This window comes from Leisingera sp. M527, assembly GCF_025141525.1.
Taxonomy (GTDB): domain Bacteria; phylum Pseudomonadota; class Alphaproteobacteria; order Rhodobacterales; family Rhodobacteraceae; genus Leisingera.
The window spans coordinates 759,835-780,355 of the sequence record NZ_CP081037.1 but is presented as its reverse complement, the minus strand read 5'-3'; the positions used below and the strand labels follow the sequence as shown (position 1 = coordinate 780,355).

At 62.4% G+C, this 20,521-nt stretch carries 22 protein-coding genes; 17 read left to right on the top strand and 5 right to left on the bottom strand.

All coding sequences use genetic code 11. The annotated features are described in order from the left end of the window. Nucleotides 1-27: 27 nt before the first annotated feature. The gene (locus K3555_RS03985; RefSeq protein ID WP_260007465.1) at nucleotides 28-975 is read right to left on the bottom strand and encodes a tripartite tricarboxylate transporter substrate binding protein; all 948 of its coding nucleotides are present in this window, start codon (nucleotides 973-975) and stop codon (nucleotides 28-30) included. 173 nt (nucleotides 976-1,148) lie between these two features. Here K3555_RS03985 and K3555_RS03980 point away from each other — a divergent pair, with 173 nt between their 5' ends. Further along, complete coding sequence (locus K3555_RS03980) at nucleotides 1,149-1,928, top strand: IclR family transcriptional regulator (protein WP_260007464.1); 780 nt, start codon at nucleotides 1,149-1,151, stop codon at nucleotides 1,926-1,928. Between the two features lie 48 nt (nucleotides 1,929-1,976). Further along, a complete protein-coding gene (locus tag K3555_RS03975) occupies nucleotides 1,977-3,332 on the top strand; it encodes an aspartate aminotransferase family protein (RefSeq protein WP_260007463.1) in 1,356 nt (451 codons plus the stop codon). A 198-nt stretch (nucleotides 3,333-3,530) separates the two neighbouring features. Here the strand turns inward: K3555_RS03975 and K3555_RS03970 are convergent, their stop codons facing one another. Both K3555_RS03970 and K3555_RS03965 read right to left on the bottom strand, forming a co-directional pair. After that, nucleotides 3,531-4,820, bottom strand: a complete 1,290-nt coding sequence (locus K3555_RS03970; RefSeq protein ID WP_260007462.1) for a glutamine synthetase family protein — start codon at nucleotides 4,818-4,820, stop codon at nucleotides 3,531-3,533. Nucleotides 4,821-4,928: 108 nt separating this feature from the next. Then, nucleotides 4,929-6,188, bottom strand: coding sequence for a cytochrome P450 (locus K3555_RS03965; RefSeq protein ID WP_260007461.1), 1,260 nt, complete (start codon nucleotides 6,186-6,188; stop codon nucleotides 4,929-4,931). Nucleotides 6,189-6,268: 80 nt separating this feature from the next. Between K3555_RS03965 and K3555_RS03960 the strand changes: the two genes are divergently transcribed. Continuing rightward, nucleotides 6,269-6,979, top strand: coding sequence for a type 1 glutamine amidotransferase (locus tag K3555_RS03960; protein WP_260007460.1), 711 nt, complete (start codon nucleotides 6,269-6,271; stop codon nucleotides 6,977-6,979). A 74-nt stretch (nucleotides 6,980-7,053) separates the two neighbouring features. Here the strand turns inward: K3555_RS03960 and K3555_RS03955 are convergent, their stop codons facing one another. Beyond that, nucleotides 7,054-7,704: a GntR family transcriptional regulator gene (locus K3555_RS03955; protein WP_260007459.1), complete on the bottom strand. Its 651-nt coding sequence runs from the start codon at nucleotides 7,702-7,704 to the stop codon at nucleotides 7,054-7,056. 131 nt (nucleotides 7,705-7,835) lie between these two features. Then, nucleotides 7,836-9,461, bottom strand: coding sequence for a sulfatase-like hydrolase/transferase (locus K3555_RS03950; RefSeq protein WP_260007458.1), 1,626 nt, complete (start codon nucleotides 9,459-9,461; stop codon nucleotides 7,836-7,838). Nucleotides 9,462-9,589: 128 nt separating this feature from the next. Here K3555_RS03950 and K3555_RS03945 point away from each other — a divergent pair, with 128 nt between their 5' ends. The 14 genes from K3555_RS03945 to K3555_RS03880 all read left to right on the top strand — a co-directional run bounded on the left by K3555_RS03945 (nucleotide 9,590) and on the right by K3555_RS03880 (nucleotide 20,371). Next, on the top strand, nucleotides 9,590-10,354 hold the full coding sequence (locus K3555_RS03945; protein WP_311200015.1) for a GNAT family N-acetyltransferase: 765 nt from the start codon (nucleotides 9,590-9,592) through the stop codon (nucleotides 10,352-10,354). Then, the gene (pcaF, locus tag K3555_RS03940) at nucleotides 10,294-11,496 is read left to right on the top strand and encodes a 3-oxoadipyl-CoA thiolase (protein ID WP_260007457.1); all 1,203 of its coding nucleotides are present in this window, start codon (nucleotides 10,294-10,296) and stop codon (nucleotides 11,494-11,496) included. Before K3555_RS03945 ends, pcaF begins: the two co-directional genes overlap by 61 nt. A gap of 23 nt (nucleotides 11,497-11,519) precedes the next feature. Next, nucleotides 11,520-12,497: a 1,2-phenylacetyl-CoA epoxidase subunit PaaA gene (paaA, locus tag K3555_RS03935; protein WP_027248067.1), complete on the top strand. Its 978-nt coding sequence runs from the start codon at nucleotides 11,520-11,522 to the stop codon at nucleotides 12,495-12,497. A 73-nt stretch (nucleotides 12,498-12,570) separates the two neighbouring features. Then, entirely contained in the window at nucleotides 12,571-12,855 is a 285-nt protein-coding gene (gene paaB / locus K3555_RS03930; RefSeq protein WP_014879084.1) for a 1,2-phenylacetyl-CoA epoxidase subunit PaaB, read from the top strand. After that, on the top strand, nucleotides 12,855-13,628 hold the full coding sequence (gene paaC / locus K3555_RS03925) for a 1,2-phenylacetyl-CoA epoxidase subunit PaaC (RefSeq protein WP_260007456.1): 774 nt from the start codon (nucleotides 12,855-12,857) through the stop codon (nucleotides 13,626-13,628). Before paaB ends, paaC begins: the two co-directional genes overlap by 1 nt. A 122-nt stretch (nucleotides 13,629-13,750) precedes the next feature. Next, nucleotides 13,751-14,224 (top strand): 1,2-phenylacetyl-CoA epoxidase subunit PaaD, encoded by a 474-nt coding sequence (gene paaD / locus K3555_RS03920; protein WP_260007455.1) that lies wholly within the window; start codon nucleotides 13,751-13,753, stop codon nucleotides 14,222-14,224. Between the two features lie 10 nt (nucleotides 14,225-14,234). Next, on the top strand, nucleotides 14,235-15,308 hold the full coding sequence (gene paaE / locus K3555_RS03915) for a 1,2-phenylacetyl-CoA epoxidase subunit PaaE (protein ID WP_260007453.1): 1,074 nt from the start codon (nucleotides 14,235-14,237) through the stop codon (nucleotides 15,306-15,308). A 24-nt stretch (nucleotides 15,309-15,332) separates the two neighbouring features. Then, a complete protein-coding gene (locus K3555_RS03910; RefSeq protein ID WP_259990271.1) occupies nucleotides 15,333-16,094 on the top strand; it encodes a Phenylacetic acid catabolic protein in 762 nt (253 codons plus the stop codon). Nucleotides 16,095-16,436: 342 nt separating this feature from the next. Further along, nucleotides 16,437-17,300: a branched-chain amino acid aminotransferase gene (locus K3555_RS03905; RefSeq protein WP_260007452.1), complete on the top strand. Its 864-nt coding sequence runs from the start codon at nucleotides 16,437-16,439 to the stop codon at nucleotides 17,298-17,300. Nucleotides 17,301-17,615: 315 nt separating this feature from the next. Beyond that, nucleotides 17,616-18,071, top strand: coding sequence for a universal stress protein (locus tag K3555_RS03900; RefSeq protein WP_259990268.1), 456 nt, complete (start codon nucleotides 17,616-17,618; stop codon nucleotides 18,069-18,071). Between the two features lie 28 nt (nucleotides 18,072-18,099). After that, complete coding sequence (locus K3555_RS03895) at nucleotides 18,100-18,699, top strand: 2-hydroxychromene-2-carboxylate isomerase (RefSeq protein ID WP_260007451.1); 600 nt, start codon at nucleotides 18,100-18,102, stop codon at nucleotides 18,697-18,699. A 69-nt stretch (nucleotides 18,700-18,768) separates the two neighbouring features. Beyond that, the gene (locus tag K3555_RS03890) at nucleotides 18,769-19,335 is read left to right on the top strand and encodes a NifU family protein (protein ID WP_259990264.1); all 567 of its coding nucleotides are present in this window, start codon (nucleotides 18,769-18,771) and stop codon (nucleotides 19,333-19,335) included. Between the two features lie 21 nt (nucleotides 19,336-19,356). Then, nucleotides 19,357-19,953, top strand: coding sequence for a tRNA (adenosine(37)-N6)-threonylcarbamoyltransferase complex dimerization subunit type 1 TsaB (gene tsaB / locus K3555_RS03885; protein ID WP_260007450.1), 597 nt, complete (start codon nucleotides 19,357-19,359; stop codon nucleotides 19,951-19,953). Further along, a complete protein-coding gene (locus K3555_RS03880; protein WP_260007449.1) occupies nucleotides 19,946-20,371 on the top strand; it encodes a GNAT family N-acetyltransferase in 426 nt (141 codons plus the stop codon). The genes tsaB and K3555_RS03880 overlap by 8 nt, the downstream gene beginning before the upstream one ends. Nucleotides 20,372-20,521: the final 150 nt, after the last annotated feature.

The following is a 20,521-nucleotide window of genomic DNA, read 5'->3' as shown; positions in this document are numbered from 1 at the left end:
ATCAGGGCCCCGATGCAGGGGGGAGGATTACTCCGACAGCAGGCCGCTGATGCGGGCCATGGTGCCGATATCATTAGCAACCCGTGCCGCGCTGTCGTCGGCGCCTTGCCAATAAACCAGCGCGCCGGTTTCCTTGGCGACATTCTGGGCGCGTTCGCTCATCACCGCCTTTTCCGCAACCGCGATGATCTTGTCGCGCACATCCTGCGGAGTGTCTTTGGTCACGAACAGACCGTTCCACAGCGCGATGTTCAGGCTCTCGTCCAGCTCGCCGATGGTGGGCGCGTCGGGGGCCAGCGGGATGCGCTGATCCGTGATCGAGACCAGCACCTTGACCTGATCCAGGCAGGGCAGCACCAGCTGCAGCGTGGTGTTGATCACATCCGCATCGCCCGAGGCCAGCGTGTTGCAGTCCAGCGCATCGAAAGCCGCATCCGATCCCCACTCAAACCCGGCGTTCTTGGCGTAAGCCTTGGTCACTTGGGTCGGGGTCAGCACATCGCCGAAATGGCCCAGCGCCACATCGTTTTCCTTGGCATAGGCGGCCAGCTCTTCCATCGTGCTGTAGGGCGCATCGCCAGATGTGGCGATCACAAAGGGATAAGTCAGGAAGATCCCCAATGGGTCGAATTTCTCAGGCGTCAGCGGCGGGATGTCGATCTGATGGCCCATCACCGGTACGCCGATCACGAAGGAGCCGACAGTATAACCATCGCTCGGTGCATTGGCGACTTCAATGGCACCGGGGAACGGCCCGCCGCCGCCGCCCGGTTTGTTCACCACAGCAGCCGCAACGCCGTATTCGTTCTGGAAATCCTCGGCGATCATCCGCGTCAGCACATCCTCCAGATCACCCGGCGGCCACGGCACGATAAAGTTCACCGGCTTCTCCGGATATTCGGCCTGCGCGGCAACTGCGCCCAGCCCCAGTGCCGCCGCTGCGACTGCACCTTTCATGAGGGTCTTGAGTTTCATCGTTTTCCTCCCAGTTTCCTTCCCGGCTTTCGCCGATGGTTCGTTATTTGAACCGTTGGTTTGAATTTAGATTGACAGGCAGCCCGCTTATCTGTCAACAAAATTGCATCAAAGGTGCGTCTTTTTCCAAAGGCACCACCCGCCAAGACCAAACAGGGAGAACGGACAGGCCCATGGGAACGGTATCCAAAGCCTTGTCATTACTGACATATTTCAATCACGGCCGGACCGGGATCGGGCTCAGCGACCTCACTCGCCTGTCCGGTATGAACAAGGCCACCGTCTTTCGGCTGATGAGCGAGCTGCAGGAATCAGGTTTTGTCGAACAGACCGACGGCGACCGTATGTACCGGCTTGGCCCCCAGGTTCTGCGCCTGGCCGCCCTGCGCGAGGCGGCGGTTCCGATACTTTCGGTCTCGCGCCGTGTGCTGCGCGATCTGAGCGACGAGACCGGCGAAACCACCCACCTGTCGCTGTTGCAGGGAAGCCAGCTGAATTCGCTGTCGCATGCCTATTCCCCGCGCCACGCAACCAAGGTGATGATGGAGGACGCCGAAGTGCTGACCTTTCATGGCACCAGTTCCGGCATGGCGGTGCTGGCCTATGCCGACCCCTGCTTTGCTGACGCGGCACTGGCACAGCCGTTGCAGGCCCACACACCTGAGACGATCACCGATCCGCAGGACATCCGCGCCCAGCTGGCAGATGTCCGCAGCACTGGAATGGCCCAGTCCATTGGCGGGTTCGAAGCGGATGTGCATTCCCACGCGGTGCCGGTCTTTGGCCCCGACCGCCAGGTGATCGGCGCGCTCGCCGTGGCCGCGCCGGTGTCCCGCATGACCACTGAACAGAAAGACCTGATCCCCGCCGCCCTGCGCCGCGCTGGCGCCACCCTTACCCATCGCATCGGCGGCTCACCGCCTGCGGAATATCCGCAAAACGGTGCCGCCTGACTTCCCCCTCTCCGGCCCCGGCGCGGGCCGCATCCAGGAGCTGACCCCATGAAAGACTCCAACTTCCTGAAAGAGCACAACGCCAAATCCCTCTGGCATCCGATGGCGCATCCCGGCGACAGCCTGGCCAACCCGCCTGCCATCATCACCTCGGCCCAAGGGGTGAAAATCACCGATATCGACGGGCATGAGGTGGTGGACGCGGTCGGGGGCCTGTGGAACGTGAACCTCGGCTTTTCCTGCCAGCCGGTAAAGGACGCGATTGCCGCGCAGCTGGATGTGCTGCCCTATTACTCCACCTTCCGCGGCACCACCAACGACCAGGTAATCCAGCTGGCCGAGGAGCTGCGCAAGTTCTTCGCGCCCGATGGCCTCACCCGCGCCTTCTTCACCTCAGGCGGATCGGACTCGGTGGAAACCGCCCTGCGGCTCGCGCGCCAATACCACAAGATCCGCGGCGAGGAGGGCCGCACCAAGTTCCTGAGCCTGAAAAAAGGGTACCACGGCACCCACATGGGCGGCGCCTCGGTGAACGGAAACGCCAACTTCCGCACCCAGTACGAGCCGTTGCTGCCCGGCTGCTTCCAGATCCCCGCGCCCTATACATACCGCAATCCGTTCAATGAGACCGACCCCGAACGGCTCGCCCAGCTCTGCCTGCAGGCGCTGGAGGATGAGATTGCCTTCCAAGGCGCCGGCACCATCGCAGCCTTCATAATGGAACCGGTCCTGGGCGCCGGCGGGGTGATCCCTCCGCATGCCAGCTTTATGCCGGGCGTGCGCGAGATCTGCTCCAAAAACGGTATTCTGCTGATCGCAGATGAGGTGATCACCGCCTTCGGCCGCACTGGTTCCTGGACCGGTTCGCGGCACTGGGGTGTGCAACCGGATATGATGGCAACGGCCAAGGCGATCACCAATGGTTACTTCCCCTTTGGTGCCGTGATGATCGCGGATCACATGACGGAAGCCTTCGAAAAGGACACCACCGGCAAGGCCGCCATCGGCCACGGCTACACCTACTCCGGCCATCCCGTCGGGGCGGCTGCCGCTCTGGCTTGCCTGGAAGAAACCCTGCGCCTGAACGTGCCCGAAAACGCCGCCGCCCGCGGCACCCAGATCCATCAGGGGCTGCTGGACCTGCAGCAGAAATACGAGCTGATCGGCGACGTGCGCGGCGGCCACGGGCTGATGAGCGCACTTGAGCTGGTGGCAGACCGCAGCACCAAGGCGCCGGCTGACAAGAAAACCACCGGCACGCTGCAGGAAGCGGCCTATGAGGCCGGCGCGATGGTACGGGTCTCCGGCCCCAACATCATCCTGTCACCGCCGCTGGTGCTGAGCGAGGCTGAGGCCGCAACCATCCTCTCCGCCCTGGACGCAGGCCTGGCGGCGGTGAGCTGACACCCGCGCCAGACGCTTCCGCGCCCGGACCGCCAGGTCCGGGCGCCACCAAATACCATGGCGGGCTCGAAGCATATGCTTCGGGCCCGCGCCTTCGGCGGCGCCGCTGACGCGGCGCGGTTGCGGGATACGGCAACGGGCGCAGCTGCCGCAGCCGCGCCCGTTTCCATGTCCCTTGCAGGGATCCCGCTGCGAATATCAGATAAAATGCACGTAGAAATCACGCATGCCGTCGCCTTCCAGATCACGGGTCTTGCGCACTTCTTTGCGTTTCATGAAGACGTGGTTGGCGACCAGCTCCGGCCCGACAGCTTCTGCCAGAACGGTGTCCTTCTCCAGATCACTCACTGCCCCTTTCAGATCAGCCGCCGTGCCGTCGCGTGCGTCAGTCCGGTCAAATCCGTCACCAGTTTCCATCGGCGGCAGCTGATGGCTGTTCTCCACCCCTAACCGTGCAGCATGAAGCACCGCCGCCACCGCAGTATAGGGATTGGCCGAAGCATCCGCCATCCGGTGCTCCAGCCGCGCCTTGGCGCCGCCTTCGGAACTGATCCGCGTGGTCACATTGCGATGATCGCCGCCCCAGTTCTGCCAATACCCCGACAGCGATCCCGGCTGCAGCCGCATATAGCTGTTGGCGGTTGGCGCAATCAGTCCCGCAAGCCCCTTGTGGTGATGCAACAGCCCCGCCAGGCAGCCGCGCGCCAGATCATTCATATGCTCCGGCCCGCCCCGCGGCCCTGAAGACAGCGCATTGCCGCCCGCCTCATCGGCAAAGGAGAAGTTGATATGCATCCCCGAACCGCCAGCCTCGGCCACCGGTTTCGGCATGAAGGTCAGGATAATGCCGTATTCCAGCGCCACCTCCCGCGCCATCAGGCGGAACAGCACGATGTCATCCACCGCCTTCACCGCATCATCAAATGTCAGTGTGTATTCAAACTGCGGGCTGTCGAATTCGGCAGTGATCATGTCGAGCGAAAAACCCATATCATCAGCCATCGCCCAGATCCGGTCGTTGAACCGCAGCGGATCGGCAAACGGCCCGGTGCCATAGACCACCCCGCCCGGCGCATCATAGGGCATCAGCCGCCCGCGGTCATCCGCCTGCAAGGCAAAGGCCTCCAGCTCAATCCCGACTTTCGGTTTCAACCCGCGCTTCTGCCAATCTGCAACCGCCCGCTTCAGCGCCCAGCGCGGACACAGCGGCAGCGGCTGACCCTCATCATCATACAAATCCCCCAGCACCACTTTGGTCGAGGCATGCCAACTGTCCCGGATGTCGTCATGCAGCCACTTCAGCTCCATATCCGGCAGACCCTGTTTGACCATCGCCCCCGGCGCATCCAGCAAGTCCCTGTCATAATGGGTGCCAAAGACCGACCGGCAGAACCGGGTCGAGTCATCGCCGATCTTGGAATTCGGCAGGTATTTCCCCCGCATGATGCTGAGGTGGTCGCAGAACATCGCGCGCAGGCGGGTTTTCATGGCTCAAGCCCTTCCCAGTTGAACAGTCGTCGGCATCGAGCACCGCATCTTATTACTTAACATATTTAACGGTTTTCGCAGAGTCTTTCCTGTGAGACAGCCCATTTGTCAGGCAGCCTCCACCCGCACCGGCAACTCCTTGATGCCGCCAACGAAGTTCGAGCGCAGGAATTTGTGCGGCCCCGCCGCCTCGATATGGGTGATCCGTTTGGCCAATTCCTGAAACAGCACCGTCACCTCCAGCCGCGCCAGCCACATGCCGAGGCAGACATGCGGACCGAACTGGCCGAACGACAGATGCCGGTTCGGGCTGCGGTGAAGATTCACGTGAAATGGATCTTCGAAATACCCGTCATCCCGGTTCGCCGAAGCAAACCAATACAGCACCTTGTCGCCTTCGCGGATGGTTTTGCCATGCATCTCCACATCCCGCGTCGCGGTGCGGCGGAAGTACAGCGCGGGCGTGGCCCAGCGGATGATCTCATCTGCCGCCGTCTCCCATACCGCGCCGCCCGCTTGCATCTGCGCCAGCAGCTCCGGCTGATGGCACATCGCCTGGATCCCGGCGGCAATCGAATACCGCGTGGTGTCATTGCCCGCCGCAACCAGCAGGCAGAAGAAATTGCGGAACTCGGTCTCAGTAATGACCGAACCATCCTTGGCCGGTTCCAGGATCAGATCCAGCACACCGGATGTATCCCCCTTGCGCGCTTTTGCCTCCATCAGCTCTTTGGCATAGACGTACAGCTCCGCCCCGGCGGGAGAGTTGAAGGGCATCATCCGGAACTCATCCGTCTGCATCTTGTCCAGCACATGCGAGGTGAAATCCGGATCGGTATTGGCAATCAGCGCGTCGCCCTTTTCGACCAGCCAGGGCAGGTCTTCTTCCGGCAGGCCCACCACCCGGCCCAGCATCCGCATCGGCAATTGACGGGCGATTTCCTTGGTTGCGTCAAATTCCCCTTTGGCCAGCGCCTGATCCAGAATCTCCGCACAAAGGTCGCGGATATCCTGCTCATACTGCGCCATGGTGGTTTTTGAGAACGCCTTCAGCAATTTCATCCGCACCTTGGAATGATCCGGCGGATCGGTTTCCTGAAAGGTGCGCCGCGCCAGGTATTCCTCGTAGGATTGATCCTCCATCCGGATCCCGCGGGCCGAGGAGAACACCTCGGTGTTCTTGTTCATCACCGTGATGTCTTCATAGCGGGTGACCGACCAAAAGTTTGCACCGCCCGCATATTCGGTCCAATGCAGCGGGTCCTCGCGCCGCAGCCGCGCAAAGGTGTTGTGCGGCGCACCATCGGCAAAGACGTCATGGCTGCTCAGATCCGCAAAGCCGTCATCGGTGGGGGTCCAAACTGTCATTGCGGGCTTCCCTAACTTGCTTACGAATGTATATTAATAGTGACCTTAAATATGTAAATGATAATCTTGCGAGCGCTCTCATGCATTTGGCCATTCTGGTGACCAACACCGACGAAAGCGAATTTGCCCAAAGGCACCCAAAGGACGGGGAAAAATTCACCGATCTGATCCGGATAGCCCGTCCAGACTGGCGTACTTCGGTGTTTGCCGTGAAAGATGGAGATTTCCCGCAGGACCTGTTTGCTTTTGGCGGCGCAATGATCACCGGCAGCCCGGCCTCGGTCCGCTCCGGTGCCCCCTGGGTGGCACAGCTGCAGGACTTGATCCGCGACGCCCATGCCCGGAAATTCCCGCTGTTCGGCGCCTGCTTCGGCCATCAGGCCATCGCGCTGGCCCTTGGCGGCGGCCTGGATCTCAACCCAGACGGCTGGGTGCACGGGCTGACCCGCAACAAATTGCTGAACCGCCCGGACTGGGCCGCACCGTTACCGGATGTGGTGAAGCTTTACGGCTCCCACTGCGAATGCGTCAGCACACTGCCGCAAGACGCAACCCCGCTCAGTGAATGGAATGGCATGAACACTGGCTTCACCCTTGGACGCCACATCTTCACCACCCAGCACCACCCCGAAATGTCCCGCAGCTTCATGACAGCGCTGACCGAAGAAATGCAGCAGACCCTCGGCCCCGAGGCACATGCCCGTGCGCTGGAAAGCCTTGCCGGACAGGCTGATCAGCAAGCCTTCGCAGCGAGCCTCGCCCGCCTCTTCGAGCAAGCCCGGCAACCCTGACCCGCCGGCTTCTTTCTGGTTAAAAATACCCCCGCCGGAGGCACGGGACCGCCAGGTCCCGTTCAACTCAAATGTCAGCCCAATGCGGCGAGCAGGTCCATCACCGTGATCTGATCGAACTGCACATGGGATATCATCGCCGCCTCCGCTCCCTCACGGTCATGGGCAGTGATCAGCACAGAAATCTCCCGGTGTTCCTTGGCGGATTGGGCAATGGCGCCGGGGTAACGGTAGCGCGCCCGGTAATACGCCATCAGCTTGCGTGCATTGGTTTTGATCATCTCGACCAGAAAGGGGTTGCCCGATCCTTCGGCCACACAGGCATGAAACCGCAGGTTCAGCTGGTAATAGCCTGCCGGATCACCGTCGCCCTTTTCCGCTGCATGCTTTTCACATGCCGCAACCGCCGCCTCCAGCTCCCTGGCCTGGACCGGAGACAGCCGCCGTGCTGCCAGCGCCGCCGCCTGGCCCTCCAGCCGGGCATGGACTTCCAGAATTGCCAGAAACTCCTCCAGCGTCGGCTTGAACAGCACCGCGCCCTTGCGCGGCAGCCGTTTGATCAAGCCAATGGCTTCCAGCTGGATAAAGGCTTCTCGCACCGGCGTGCGGGAGACACCGTGACGCTCCACCAGCTCGCTCTCCTCCAGCGGCGCGCCGGGCACCAGCCGGCCCGCCTCGATGTCCTGAAGGATTGCGTTCAGAACCTGCTCTGTCTGACCTGCCATTGCGCCGCCTTTGATGCGTTTGCGGCCAATTTATGCCTGCGCTCCTTGCATGGCAACGCGCAATGGGGGCTCTGCCCCCGCCCTGCGGGCTCCCCCGGAGTATTTGTGCAAAGAAGAAAAGTCCGGGGCAGTTATTGCGGCACCGGCCCGCGGTATTTCTCTGTCAGCTCCGGCGCCGCCTCATCCGCCTTATAGACGCCCAGCAGAATGCCCTTGCGCCCTGATTTCCCACGGCGCGCCTTGATCTGCCCATCCGACAGGGTGATCCGCTGCGACATCCTGAGACCCCATTCCAGCAGCCGGTCATACATCAGATCAATGATCTCCTGATGCGCATCTCCCTTGGCCAGGTCCACCAATTCCTCCGGGTCGCTTTCCAAGTCGAACAGCATCGGCCGCAGCCCGCCTTCGGCATGCATAAACTTCCAGCGCTTGTCCGTCACCATGAACAGCCGCGCGTCCTTGGGCTCCAGCCCCAGTTTTTCGCACAGCGGCATGGTGGAATAGTCGAATTCGGCAATTGCATACTCCCGCCAGGCCGGGGTTTCACCGCGCAGGAACGGCATCAGCGAGCGCCCCTCCAGGATATGCGGCGCCGGATCGCCGCCCGCCGCCTCCAGGAAGGTCGGCAACAGGTCGATCGCCTCCACCAGTTCATCGCAGGTTGTTCCACGTGCAGCATCCGCATTTGCGCGCGGGTCATAGATGATCAGCGGCACCTTGATGGAGGGGTCATGGAACAGGTTCTTCTCGCCCAGCCAATGATCGCCCAGATAATCGCCATGGTCCGAGGTCACCACGATCATCGTGTCCTGCATCCGCCCGGTATCTTGCAGCCAGGCAAACAAGCGGCCCATCTGGTCGTCGGCCTGTTTGATCAGCCCCATGTAGGCGGGGATCACCTTGTTTCGCACCTCGTCCCGGCTGAAGGTCTTACCAATCCGGTTGTTCATCATGCCGTCAAACACCGGGTGGGCATCCGCGCGTTCACTGTCCGAGCGCACCACCGGCAGCACATGCTCTGGCCCGAACATATTGTGATACGGCGCAGGCACGATATAGGGCCAATGCGGTTTGATATAGCTTAAGTGAGCGCACCAGGGGCCGTTGGCCTGATCAATAAACGCCATCGCCTGAGTTGTCAGCCAAGGCGTTTCGCTGTCTTCTTCGGCGATATTCGCGGGCTTGTCCGCATTGATCATGAACCAGCCGGAGGCGACATCATTGCCTTCCACCCCGGCGTTGGCAAAGTCGTTCCAGGGGTTATCACCCGGGTAGCCCTGTTGCTTCAGGTACTCATTATAGGGGCTGCGTTTTTGGTCATAGAACCCGTCCGGCCCTTCTGCCCACAGCCCGTCATCCCGCACCCACGGGTCAAACCCGCATTCCGACTGGCGCACGCCGATCACGCTGTCCGGCGCCAGCCCCAGCCGCTGCATCCCTTCGGCGTCCGCCACCATATGCGTCTTGCCGATCAGGTGGCAGCCCATGCCCGCCTTGCGCAGATGGTCGCCCATGGTCCATTCCCCCACCCGCAGGGGGTAGCTGTTGAACTGCACCCCATGGCTGGAAGGGTAGCGCCCGGTATAGCTCGACATCCGGGACGAGCCGCAGGTGGGCGATTGCACATAGGCGCGGGTAAAGCGCACGCCCCTGGCCGCCAGCCCATCAATGTGGGGCGTGTGCAGATGCGGATGGCCAGCGCAGCTTAGATAATCGAACCGCAACTGGTCGAACATGATGTAAAGAATGTTCATCGGCACCTCCCGTTAAGTTCCGGGATTATTGAACACGTGAAGCAAAATGGCGAGGATGAATTACCTCAACAGCCAAGCCCCCCGCGGCGCACTCTCCGCCCGCAGTTTTTCCAAAGGCAAGACACAACATGACCGATACACCCGATCCCGGAACCATCCGCACCGCCCGGAGCGAAGACGCCTCCTGTCTTGCGGCCCTGTCCATCGAAGTGTGGATTGGCACATATCTACGCCAAGGCATCAGCAACTTCTTTGCGGACTATGCGCTTGGCCAATTCACCCGCGAACACTTTCTTGATCTTGTGAACCAACCTGCAGAAACGCTGCTGGTTTCAGAAAACAGGGAAGGAATAGACGGCTATATCCGGGTGTCACACGGCAACCCCTGCCCAGGCGGCAGCAGCTCAGAAACTGAGATCTCCACTCTCTACGTGCAGCCCCGGCACCAGGGTAAGGGCCTGGGACAATCCCTGCTTGCTGCGGGGATAGAGGCGTGCCGCACCAACGGCTGGGACGCCCCGTGGCTGGCCACCAACTCAGAAAACAAAGGCGCCATCGCCTTTTATCTCAGCCACGGCTTTGAGAAATCGGGCCTCACCCATTTTCAGGTTCAGGACAGACGCTACCCAACGACGTCCTGCTCTGCATTGATTTTTAAAACCGGATCACAGCGCATGTCCCGGCGAAGGATTGAAATCAGCAAGAATCGTTACACAATTTCTTCTCTTGGAATTTTTCCGTTACATTTAACTTGCCGCGAATCATCTTCCGGCGTATCACCGACCCAACGGTCGGCTTATCCCTGCCGCCGCCACAGGAGACGCGAACACCCATGGATGCTTTCATCTGCGATGCCACCCGCACCCCGATCGGCCGCTACGGCGGCGCGCTGAGCCAGGTGCGGACCGATGACCTTGCCGCCCTGCCGATTGCTGCCCTGGCGGCGCGCAACCCGGATGCGGACTGGGGCGCCTTGGATGACGTGATCCTGGGCGACGCCAACCAGGCCGGCGAAAGCAACCGCAATGTCGCCCGTATGGCCGCCCTGCTGGCAGGCCTGCCTGCCACCGTGCCCGGCACCACCATCAACCGCCTCTGCGCCTCCGGCATGGATGCGGTCGGCATGGCATCGCGCGGTATCAAGGCGGGTGATTATGACATGGCCATCGCCGGCGGTGTTGAGAGCATGTCGCGCGCACCCTTTGTGATGCCCAAGGCAACCTCCGCCTTCACCCGCGCCAATGAGGTTTATGACACCACCATCGGCTGGCGTTTCGTGAACAAGAAAATGCACGAGATGTACGGCACCGATTCCATGCCACAGACTGCCGACAATGTCGCCGCAGACTATGGCATTTCCCGCGACGATCAGGACGCCTTTGCTGCCCGCAGCCAGGCCCGCTGGGCCGCAGCGCATGAGGCGGGCCTTTTCAACGACGAAATCACCCCGGTGACGATCCCCCAGCGCAAGGGTGAAGCCCTGGTGGTGGACACCGACGAACACCCGCGCCCCGGCACCTCGGCTGAAAAGCTCTCGGGCCTCAAGGGCGTCAACGGACCGGACAAGACCGTCACCGCAGGCAACGCCTCCGGCGTCAATGACGGTGCTGCGGCGATCCTGATGGCAAATGAAGCCGCGGCCGCGAAAAACGGGTTGAAACCGATGGCGCGCATCGTCGGCATGGCCGCCGCCGGGGTTGAGCCGCGTATCATGGGCATCGGCCCGGTGCCTGCGACCCGCAAGGTGCTGGCCCGCACCGGCCTGACCATCGACCAGATGGACGTGATCGAACTGAACGAGGCGTTTGCCTCCCAGGGCCTCGCCACGCTGCGCGAACTTGGCCTTCAGGACGACGCGCCCCATGTTAATCCCAACGGCGGTGCAATTGCACTGGGCCACCCGCTTGGCATGTCCGGCGCGCGGCTGGTGCTGACTGCCGCCTATCAATTGCAACGCACCGGCGGGCGTTATGCGCTTTGCACCATGTGCGTCGGCGTCGGACAGGGCACCGCCCTGATCCTCGAACGCGTGTAACAAACCCAAGGGAGGTCCCAGACATGTATGCTCAGATGGTCAAATCCGAAGCGACCCAGGACGATCCGGAACAGCTGGCGGCCTTTCAGGCGCGCATCGACGCGGGCGAGAAGATCGAGCCCAAAGACTGGATGCCCGAAGGCTACCGCAAGACGCTGATCCGCCAGATCGGCCAGCACGCCCATTCCGAAATCGTCGGCCAGCTGCCAGAGGGCAACTGGATCACCCGCGCGCCGACGCTGGAGCGCAAGGCGATCCTGCTTGCCAAGGTGCAGGATGAGGCCGGTCACGGTCTGTACCTTTACTGCGCGGCGGAAACCTTGGGAGTCTCCCGCGACGAGATGACCGAGATGCTGCTCGACGGGCGCATGAAGTATTCGTCGATCTTCAACTATCCGACGTTGAACTGGGCCGACATCGGCGCGGTGGGCTGGCTGGTTGACGGTGCGGCTATCATGAACCAGGTGCCGCTGCAGCGGACTTCCTTCGGCCCCTATTCGCGTGCGATGATCCGGGTGTGCAAGGAAGAAAGCTTCCACCAGCGCCAGGGCTATGACGCCATCCGCAAGATGGCCGAGGGCACGCCCGAGCAGAAGAAGATGGCCCAGGATGCGCTGAACCGCCTGTGGTATCCGTCGCTGATGATGTTCGGCCCGTCCGACAAGGACTCGGTCCATTCCGCCCAGTCGATGGCCTGGAAGATCAAGATGAACACCAACGACGAGCTGCGCCAGAAGTTTGTCGACCAGACCGTGCCGCAGGCCGAATACCTTGGCCTCACCGTTCCCGACCCGGATCTGAAGTGGAACGAGGAACGCGGCCATTATGACTACACCGACCCGGACTGGAACGAGTTCTTTGACGTGATCAAAGGCAACGGCCCCTGCAACGTGGACCGCCTTGCCGCCCGCAACAAGGCCTGGGACGACGGCGAATGGGTCCGCGACGGGCTGTTGGCGCATGCCAAAAAGAAGGCCGCGCAAAAGCACGCTGCCGAGTAACCCCAAGCATTCCGGCGCTCTGCCCGTTTTCGAACACTGCGGCGGCGCCCCCTCAGCCAGGAGGATTTAAGACATGAAAAACGAATGGCCCCTCTGGGAAGTCTTCATCCGCGGCCAGCACGGGATGAGCCACCGCCACGTCGGCTCCCTGCACGCGCCGGACGCCGAGATGGCGATCAAGAACGCCCGCGATGTTTACACCCGCCGCAACGAAGGCGTGTCGATCTGGGTGGTTGAGGCCAACCACATCGCCGCGTCGTCTCCCAGCGACAAGGGCCCGCTTTATGAGCCGTCGGAGAGCAAGGTCTACCGCCACCCGACCTTCTTCGACATCCCCGAAGAAGTGGGGGCAATGTAATGACCCGCCCGCTTAACAAAGATGAGGCATTCACCCAGTTTCTGCTGCGGATGGGTGACAACACCCTGATCCTCGGCCACCGGGTCAGCGAATGGTGCGGCCATGCGCCGGTGCTGGAAGAGGACATCGCGCTGGCCAACACCGCGCTGGACATGATCGGCCAGACCCAGATGTGGCTCGGCCTCGCGGCTGAGGTACAGGGAGACGGCAAATCCGCCGACGATCTGGCTTTCCTGCGCGATGCTTGGGATTTCCGCAACGTGCTGCTGGTGGAAGTGCCGAACGGCGACTTTGGCCGCACGCTGATGCGCCAGTTCCTGTTCGATGCCTGGCATTCGATCCAGCTGGGCCGGCTGATGAAATCCTCGGACGAACGCGTCGCCGCGATTGCCGAGAAGGCCTCGAAAGAAGTGGCTTATCACCTGGAACGTTCCGCCGATACCGTGGTGGGCCTGGGCGACGGTACTGAGGAAAGCCACCGCCGCATGCAGGAAGCACTGGACTATCTCTGGCCCTACGCGGGTGAGATGTTCCAGTCCGACGACGTGGACGCGGAAATGGTCAAAGCGGGCATCGCACCCGACCCGGCCTCCCTGCGTGAGGAATACGACACGCTGGTCTCCCGCATCCTGGGTGACGCAACACTGACCATTCCGGAAAGCCGTTTTGCCCATAAGGGCGGCCGCACCGGTGCGATGCATACCGAGCACCTGGGCCATCTGCTGACCCAAATGCAATGGCTGCAGCGCGCCTATCCCGGCGCCAAGTGGTAAGGCCACGGCCAAAGAACTGAGGGCGGCCCCCGGCCTCGGGTGGGGGTAAAGCCCCCTCCCGCGGGGGAGGTCGGGGGCTGCCCGGCCTATCGTCCGGGCGGTGCATAGCAAGGATAAACCGCATGAGCCAAGTGACAACTCAGCCAAGCATCAACCAGATCTGGGAGTGGCTCGACTCCGTGCCGGATCCGGAAATCCCGGTGATCTCGCTGGTGGATCTGGGCATCATCCGCGGTGTGACCTGGGAAGGGGAAACCCTCGTGATCAGCGTCACCCCGACCTACTCCGGCTGCCCGGCAACTGCAGTGATTGCCCTGGATATCGAAACCGCCCTGCGCGGCCACGGTGTTACCGATCTGAGACTGAAGACCCAGATCTCCCCCGCCTGGACCACCGATTGGCTGTCCGAGAAAGGCCGCGCCAAGCTGGAGGATTACGGCATCGCCCCGCCCCAGGCCGCAGGCGGCCCGGAAAAATGCCCCAACTGCGGCAGTACAGAAGTCACCAAGGTCAGCCAGTTCGGCTCGACCCCCTGCAAGGCCCACTGGCGCTGCCAGGACTGCCTCGAACCCTTTGATTATTTCAAGTGCATCTGAGGAGACCCTGATGGCGCGCTTTCACGACCTTGAAGTCACCGACGTCCGCAAAACCATCCGCGATGCGGTGGTTGTCACCCTGAAGCCCGCGGGCGGCGCGGCTGGGGAATTCGATTTCACCCAGGGCCAGTACCTGACCTTCCGTCGCAACTTTGATGGAGAGGAGTTGCGCCGCAGCTACTCGATCTGTGCCGGGCGCGATGAGGGCATCCTGCAGGTCGGCATCAAGCGCGTCGACGGCGGGGCGTTCTCGACCTGGGCCAACACCGACCTGAAGGCCGGCGACACCCTGCAGGCGATGGCGCCGATGGGCAGTTTCTTCACCCCGCTTAATGAGGCGGCCGAGAAGCACTACCTGGGCTTTGCCGGCGGTTCCGGCATTACCCCGGTACTGTCGATCCTCAAGACCACGCTGGCGGCAGAGCCGAACGCCTCCTTCACACTGGTCTACGCCAACAAGGGCGTGAACACGATCATGTTCCGCGAGGAGCTGGAGGATCTCAAGAACCTCTACATGGGCCGCTTCAACGTGATCCATGTGCTGGAATCGGACGCGCAGGAAATCGACCTGTTCACAGGTCAGGTGACCGAGGAGAAATGCGCCCAGCTGTTTGAGCGTTGGATAGATATCAAATCGGTCGGCACCGCCTTCATCTGCGGCCCGGAACCGATGATGCTGGGCATCGCCGCCGCGCTGCGCACTGCCGGTCTGGACGACAGCCAGATCAAGTTTGAGCTGTTCGCCTCTGCCCAGCCGGGCCGCGCCAAACGCAAGGCCGCCGCAAGTGATGCTGCCAGCAGCGCCAATCAGACCAAGGCTGCGATCACCTTGGACGGCGCCACCCAGACCATCGAGATGGGCAAGGACATGACTCTGCTGGATGCAGCGTTGGAGAACGCAATGGATGCGCCCTATGCCTGCAAGGCCGGCGTTTGCTCCACCTGCCGCTGCAAGGTGCTGGAGGGTGAAGTCGAGATGGTCGCCAACCATGCGTTGGAGGACTACGAGGTAGAGAAGGGCTATGTGCTGTCCTGCCAGGCCTATCCGGTCACTGACAACGTCGTGGTCGATTACGACCAGTAACGCCTGCCCAAGGGAGAACGGATCATGACTGATGACATGAGTATTGAGAACTACTTGGCTCAGGGCGGCGTGCTCAGCAACCCTTCCAACGTGCCGCCGCGCTACCGCGCCGAACTGATGAAGATGATGGCAACCTTTGTTGACAGCGAATTGGCGGGCGCTGCCGGCTTTGCCGACATCATCAACGAAGGTCCGGGCATCAAGGCCCGCATCGCCGCCGCCAAGATCGTGCTGGAGAAAAGCGACAGCGCCGAAAAAGTCCTGCGCATTATGGGTGACTTCGGCGCGGATATTGAGCGTTATGCCGACCACCACCCCTGGACTGCCCGGCTGGAACGCGGCGCGGATATCGGCCAGAGCCGGACCAAGCACGACATGCGGCTGGCGGTTTTCAACTACCCGCTGGAAGGCTGGGCGGATGCGGTGATGATGAACCTCTTGATGGGCCGTGCGGTGGCACTGCAGCTGGAGGAGCTGTCCCATGTCTCCTACCAGCCGCTGGCCGAAGCCTTCCGCGCTATTCTGCCCGTCGAAGCACACCATGCTGAACTGGCCGAAGAGGGCCTGATGGTGCTGGTGGAGGCGCAAGGTACTGATGCCCTGCAGGAGCTGGCAGATTACTGGTGGCCGCGGGTCGCCGCAAGCTTTGGCCAGGAAGCATCGGAGAAGTTCGAAGGGCTCAAGGCCATGGGTTTGCGCCGCACCCCGAATGCCGGGCTGAAAGCCCGATGGCAGCAGGACGCTGGGGCCATTCTTGGCAAGACAGGGCTGAAACCGGCTGCGTAGCAAACCGGAGCCAGGCACTCCCGTCCGGGCCTGCGCGCATCAAGATGCGCTTGCCCGGTTGGGCCGGGCGCGCCTTGCGGCGCGCAGGAGCCCGCCGGCAGCACACGCAAGAGTTGATCAGGTCAGCATTACTGTCCGAATGTTTCGCGCGCGAAACAAATGGGCAGCAATACTGACCTACAAGACGTCACGTCAGATCCGCGACGCCCGCCGCATAAAGCACTGAAAAACATGATACTTGCGCATCTCAAGGCCGCTTTTCCACCCCTCTGGACCACAAGCCCGTCTGGACGGCCGCACCAACTCTGCCTAGGTTTCGCGACGTAAAGCGAGGGCAATGAAATGGCAGCGGGCAGCACTATCCGGACCTATTTTGACGGCAAATGGCATGACGGCAACCTGGCGGTGATGCGGGCCGCGGATCATGCGATGTGGCTGGGGTCTTCGGTGTTTGACGGCGCCCGGTTCTTTGACGGGGTGACCCCGGATCTGGACCTGCACTGCGCCCGCACCAATGCTTCGGCCCAGGCGCTGATGATGACGCCTACGCTTTCGGCAGAGCAGATGGTGGAGGTAGTCCGCGAAGGGTTGGAGGGGTTTGCGGCTGGTGCTGCGGTCTATATCCGGCCCATGTACTGGGCGGCCGACGGGGATGGAACCCTGATCGCGCCCAAGGCGGACAGCACCTGCTTTGCGGTCAGTCTGGAGGAAATCCCGATGGCGCCGGAAGCTGCTGCGGCAACGCTCACACGCACCCGCTTCCGCCGTCCCGTCCTGGAAAACGCGGTGGTGAATGCCAAGGCCGGCTGCCTGTATCCCAACAACGCCCGGATGCTGCGGGAGGCACGCAGCAAAGGGTTCTCCAATGCGCTGGCGCTGGATGCGATGGGCAATGTGGCGGAAACCGCGACCAGCAATGTCTTCATGGTGCGCGATGGCGAGGTGTTCACTCCGATCCCAAACGGCACGTTTCTGGCCGGCATCACCCGCGCCCGCCACATCGGCCACATGCGCGCTGACGGTATCAAGGTACATGAGTGCGTGCTAGGCTATCAGGACTTCGAAGAGGCCGACGAGGTCTTTCTCTCCGGCAATATGAGCAAGATCACCCCAGTCACCGCCTTTGACGCGTGCCAGTATCAGGCCGGTCCTGTGGCCAAACGGGTGCGCGATATGTACTGGGACTGGGCGTCCGGCCAGCAGTAACGTTCTGCGCGCACAGCGCTGCCGGCCAAGGCTCCCGCCCGCCTGCGGCCTTTTTTGCAAAAACCCGCGATGCGTTTGGGTATTGCACCGTGCCTGCGCACGGTGCCGCGCCGCGCATCTGCGCGGCGCCCGGCCCAATGCCGCCAAGGGGGTTCCGGCACAGCCGGAAACTCCTGCGGGAGCGGGAGCGCCCCCTCAAGCCTGACTGGCGGTATGCCTAGAGCCAGATGAACGCAACGGCCAGGCAGTTGTGGCTCTATTGCCTGATGCGCCCGCTTGGTTCATGATCCGCTGCGGAACAACGAGAGAGCGAAGATGCGCAAATTCCTAGTGGTCCTGGATGACAGCCGCGAATGCCTGAACGCCATGCGCTTTGCCGCAATGCGGGCGGCGCATACCGGTGCGGGCGTGACCATCCTGTCAGTCATCCCGCCGGATGAGTTCAACCATTGGATCGGAGTCGGCGAAGTGATGCGGGAAGAGGCGCGCGAGCGGATCCACGCCCATTTCGAGGTCTTTGCCAAATGGATGCGCGACCGCCAAGGCGTCGACCCCGATCTGGTGATCCGCGAAGGCGAACCGGTGCCCGAAATTCTGAAGTACATTGAGGACGACGCGGAAATCGGCGTGCTGGTACTGGGTGCCGGCACCGGGCGTAAAGGACCGGGACCGCTGGTCACTCAGCTGACCAAAACATCCGGCGCCCTGCCGGTGCCGATCACCATCGTGCCCGGCGATCTGTCGAAAGAAAAGCTGGAAGCCATTACCTGACAGTTTTTTTTGGGGGGGGGTAAAGCCAATGGAACGCAGTGTCACTTTCTGGTTCGAATTTGCCTCCACCTACTCCTATCTCAGCGCGATGAGGATCAGCAGCGCCGCCAAAGCGCGCGGCATTGCTGTTATCTGGAAGCCGTTTCTGCTGGGTCCTATCTTTGCCGCCCAGGGCTGGGACACGTCGCCGTTCAACCTCTACCCGGCCAAAGGGCGCTATATGTGGCGCGACATGCAGCGGATCTGCGCAGCCCGCGGTCTGCCTTTTTGCCGCCCCGATCCATTTCCGCAAAACGGGCTGATGGCCGCACGGCTGGCGCTGGCCGCATCGGAACAGAACCGGACCGAAGCTTTTGCACAGGCCGTGTATCTGGCCCAGTTCGGCGATGGGGCCGATATCTCCGCTGAACCCGTTCTGCTGGACTGTTTGCATAAAGCTGGATTGGATGCGGACCTGCTGGACCGCGCGCAATCGCCTGAAATCAAATCGGCACTGCGCGCACAGACCGAGACGGCCAGCTCCGCAGGCATTTTCGGCGCGCCCAGCTTCACCAGCGGCACAGAACTGTTCTGGGGCGACGACCGGCTGGAACAGGCTTTGGATCACGCCGCAGCCCGAACGATTTAGAATGGTTCCAAATCTTGACTTGACGGGCCGCAGGGCGCATATCGGGGGCACGCTTAACGGAGACCCGACATGTTCATTCAGACTGAATCCACGCCCAACCCGGCGACGCTGAAATTCCTGCCGGGCCAGACCGTTCTGGAAGCAGGCACCGCTGATTTCCCCAGTGCTGATGCCGCAGGCAAATCGCCGCTGGCCTCGCGTATCTTTGCGGTAGACGGCGTGACCGGTGTGTTTTTCGGCAATGACTTTGTGACCGTGACCAAGGCGGACAGCGTTGAGTGGGACCACATCAAGCCCGCCATCCTGGGCGCGGTGATGGAGCATTTCCAATCCGGCCAGCCGGTGATGGCGGACGGCTCTGCCGATCCGGCCTCGGGCCATGCCGAACACTCCGGCGAAGACGCAGAGATCGTCAACCAGATCAAGGAGCTGCTGGACAGCCGCGTGCGCCCGGCGGTGGCTCAGGACGGCGGCGACATCACCTTCCACGGCTTTGACCGCGGTGTGGTCTATCTGCATATGCAGGGCGCCTGCGCCGGCTGCCCGTCTTCGACCCTGACCCTGAAGATGGGTATCGAGAACCTGCTGCGCCATTACATCCCGGAAGTCACCGAAGTGCGCCCAGTTGCTGTCTGACTGGCTGCGAAAGGACAAACCATGACGTCCGAACCGCTGGTTCTGGGATTTGACACATCGGCCGCGCATTGTGCGGCCGCTTTGCTGCGCGGCGACGAGGTGCTGGCCTCCCGGCTTGAGGAAATGACCCGCGGCCAGGCTGAGCGGCTGATGCTGCTGCTGGAGGAGGTGCTGGCCGAAGGCGGCGCCACCTGGCAGGATCTGGATGCGATTGGTGTTGGTGTCGGCCCCGGCAATTTCACCGGCATCCGCATTGCCGTTTCCGCCGCCCGCGGCCTTGCGCTGGGGCTGGAGGTGCCGGCGGTGGGCGTCGACGGGTTTGAGGGCCGCGCCGCCGAGGGCACCCTGCCCGCCGTGCCCGCCCCGCGCGATCAGGTCTATGCCGCCTTGCCCGGCGAGGCACCGCGTCTGATGCCGCGCCATGAGGCCGAGGAAGCCGCCCGCGGTGCCGGGCTGACCTTTGCGCCCGAGGCAAGCCCGGCGGGGATTGCCGAAGCTGTTGCACGCATTGCCACTGCACGGTTCCGCACCGTGACTGAGCCGCCTGCACCGCTGTACCTGCGCGCTGCAGATGCGGCGCCTTCCAGTGATGTTCCGCCTGCGCTGATTGATGAGTGAACCGCTGACACCAAAGAAGATGGCCGCGACCCATGCCGCGGCCTTTACCCGGTCCCGCCCGTGGCGCGCTGCTGAGTTCGCCTCCCTGCTGGACAGCCCGCTGGTTTTCGCCGCCGGCGATGCCCGCTGTTTTGCCCTGGTGCGGGTAATTGCCGATGAGGCGGAACTGCTGACAATTGCCACCGATCCTGCGCATCAGCGCCAGGGATTGGCGCGACGCTGCATGGCCGAGTGGGAAACAGCCGTCCGGGATCGCGGTGCCGCCGAAGCCTTCCTTGAGGTGGCCGAGGACAATGCCCCAGCGCAGGCACTTTACCGGGCCGGCGGATTCGCGGAGTGCGGCCGCCGGAAGGGCTACTACCCCCGCCAGGGTGCCGCCGCAGCGGACGCGATCCTGATGCGGAAAGCGTTACCTTAGGCCAGTTGCGCGGATTCCGCACCATTTGGTCAAAAAGCGGTTGACCCCCTCCCCGACCTGCAGGCTAAATTGCCGCACCCTTTAAGGCCTGAACGGGGCCGGGCAGCGGAAAACCCCCGCTGCATCCAACAATAATGACAGTGGGAGTTA

Bases quoted from the DNA above. Each gene is read 5' to 3' on its own strand.
- K3555_RS03985 (WP_260007465.1), bottom strand. From the start codon at position 975: ATGAAACTCAAGACCCTCATGAAAGGTGCAGTCGCAGCGGCGGCACTG.
- K3555_RS03980 (WP_260007464.1), top strand. From the start codon at position 1,149: ATGGGAACGGTATCCAAAGCCTTGTCATTACTGACATATTTCAATCAC.
- K3555_RS03975 (WP_260007463.1), top strand. From the start codon at position 1,977: ATGAAAGACTCCAACTTCCTGAAAGAGCACAACGCCAAATCCCTCTGG.
- K3555_RS03970 (WP_260007462.1), bottom strand. From the start codon at position 4,820: ATGAAAACCCGCCTGCGCGCGATGTTCTGCGACCACCTCAGCATCATG.
- K3555_RS03965 (WP_260007461.1), bottom strand. From the start codon at position 6,188: ATGACAGTTTGGACCCCCACCGATGACGGCTTTGCGGATCTGAGCAGC.
- K3555_RS03960 (WP_260007460.1), top strand. From the start codon at position 6,269: ATGCATTTGGCCATTCTGGTGACCAACACCGACGAAAGCGAATTTGCC.
- K3555_RS03955 (WP_260007459.1), bottom strand. From the start codon at position 7,704: ATGGCAGGTCAGACAGAGCAGGTTCTGAACGCAATCCTTCAGGACATC.
- K3555_RS03950 (WP_260007458.1), bottom strand. From the start codon at position 9,461: ATGAACATTCTTTACATCATGTTCGACCAGTTGCGGTTCGATTATCTA.
- K3555_RS03945 (WP_311200015.1), top strand. From the start codon at position 9,590: ATGACCGATACACCCGATCCCGGAACCATCCGCACCGCCCGGAGCGAA.
- pcaF (WP_260007457.1), top strand. From the start codon at position 10,294: ATGGATGCTTTCATCTGCGATGCCACCCGCACCCCGATCGGCCGCTAC.
- paaA (WP_027248067.1), top strand. From the start codon at position 11,520: ATGTATGCTCAGATGGTCAAATCCGAAGCGACCCAGGACGATCCGGAA.
- paaB (WP_014879084.1), top strand. From the start codon at position 12,571: ATGAAAAACGAATGGCCCCTCTGGGAAGTCTTCATCCGCGGCCAGCAC.
- paaC (WP_260007456.1), top strand. From the start codon at position 12,855: ATGACCCGCCCGCTTAACAAAGATGAGGCATTCACCCAGTTTCTGCTG.
- paaD (WP_260007455.1), top strand. From the start codon at position 13,751: ATGAGCCAAGTGACAACTCAGCCAAGCATCAACCAGATCTGGGAGTGG.
- paaE (WP_260007453.1), top strand. From the start codon at position 14,235: ATGGCGCGCTTTCACGACCTTGAAGTCACCGACGTCCGCAAAACCATC.
- K3555_RS03910 (WP_259990271.1), top strand. From the start codon at position 15,333: ATGACTGATGACATGAGTATTGAGAACTACTTGGCTCAGGGCGGCGTG.
- K3555_RS03905 (WP_260007452.1), top strand. From the start codon at position 16,437: ATGGCAGCGGGCAGCACTATCCGGACCTATTTTGACGGCAAATGGCAT.
- K3555_RS03900 (WP_259990268.1), top strand. From the start codon at position 17,616: ATGCGCAAATTCCTAGTGGTCCTGGATGACAGCCGCGAATGCCTGAAC.
- K3555_RS03895 (WP_260007451.1), top strand. From the start codon at position 18,100: ATGGAACGCAGTGTCACTTTCTGGTTCGAATTTGCCTCCACCTACTCC.
- K3555_RS03890 (WP_259990264.1), top strand. From the start codon at position 18,769: ATGTTCATTCAGACTGAATCCACGCCCAACCCGGCGACGCTGAAATTC.
- tsaB (WP_260007450.1), top strand. From the start codon at position 19,357: ATGACGTCCGAACCGCTGGTTCTGGGATTTGACACATCGGCCGCGCAT.
- K3555_RS03880 (WP_260007449.1), top strand. From the start codon at position 19,946: ATGAGTGAACCGCTGACACCAAAGAAGATGGCCGCGACCCATGCCGCG.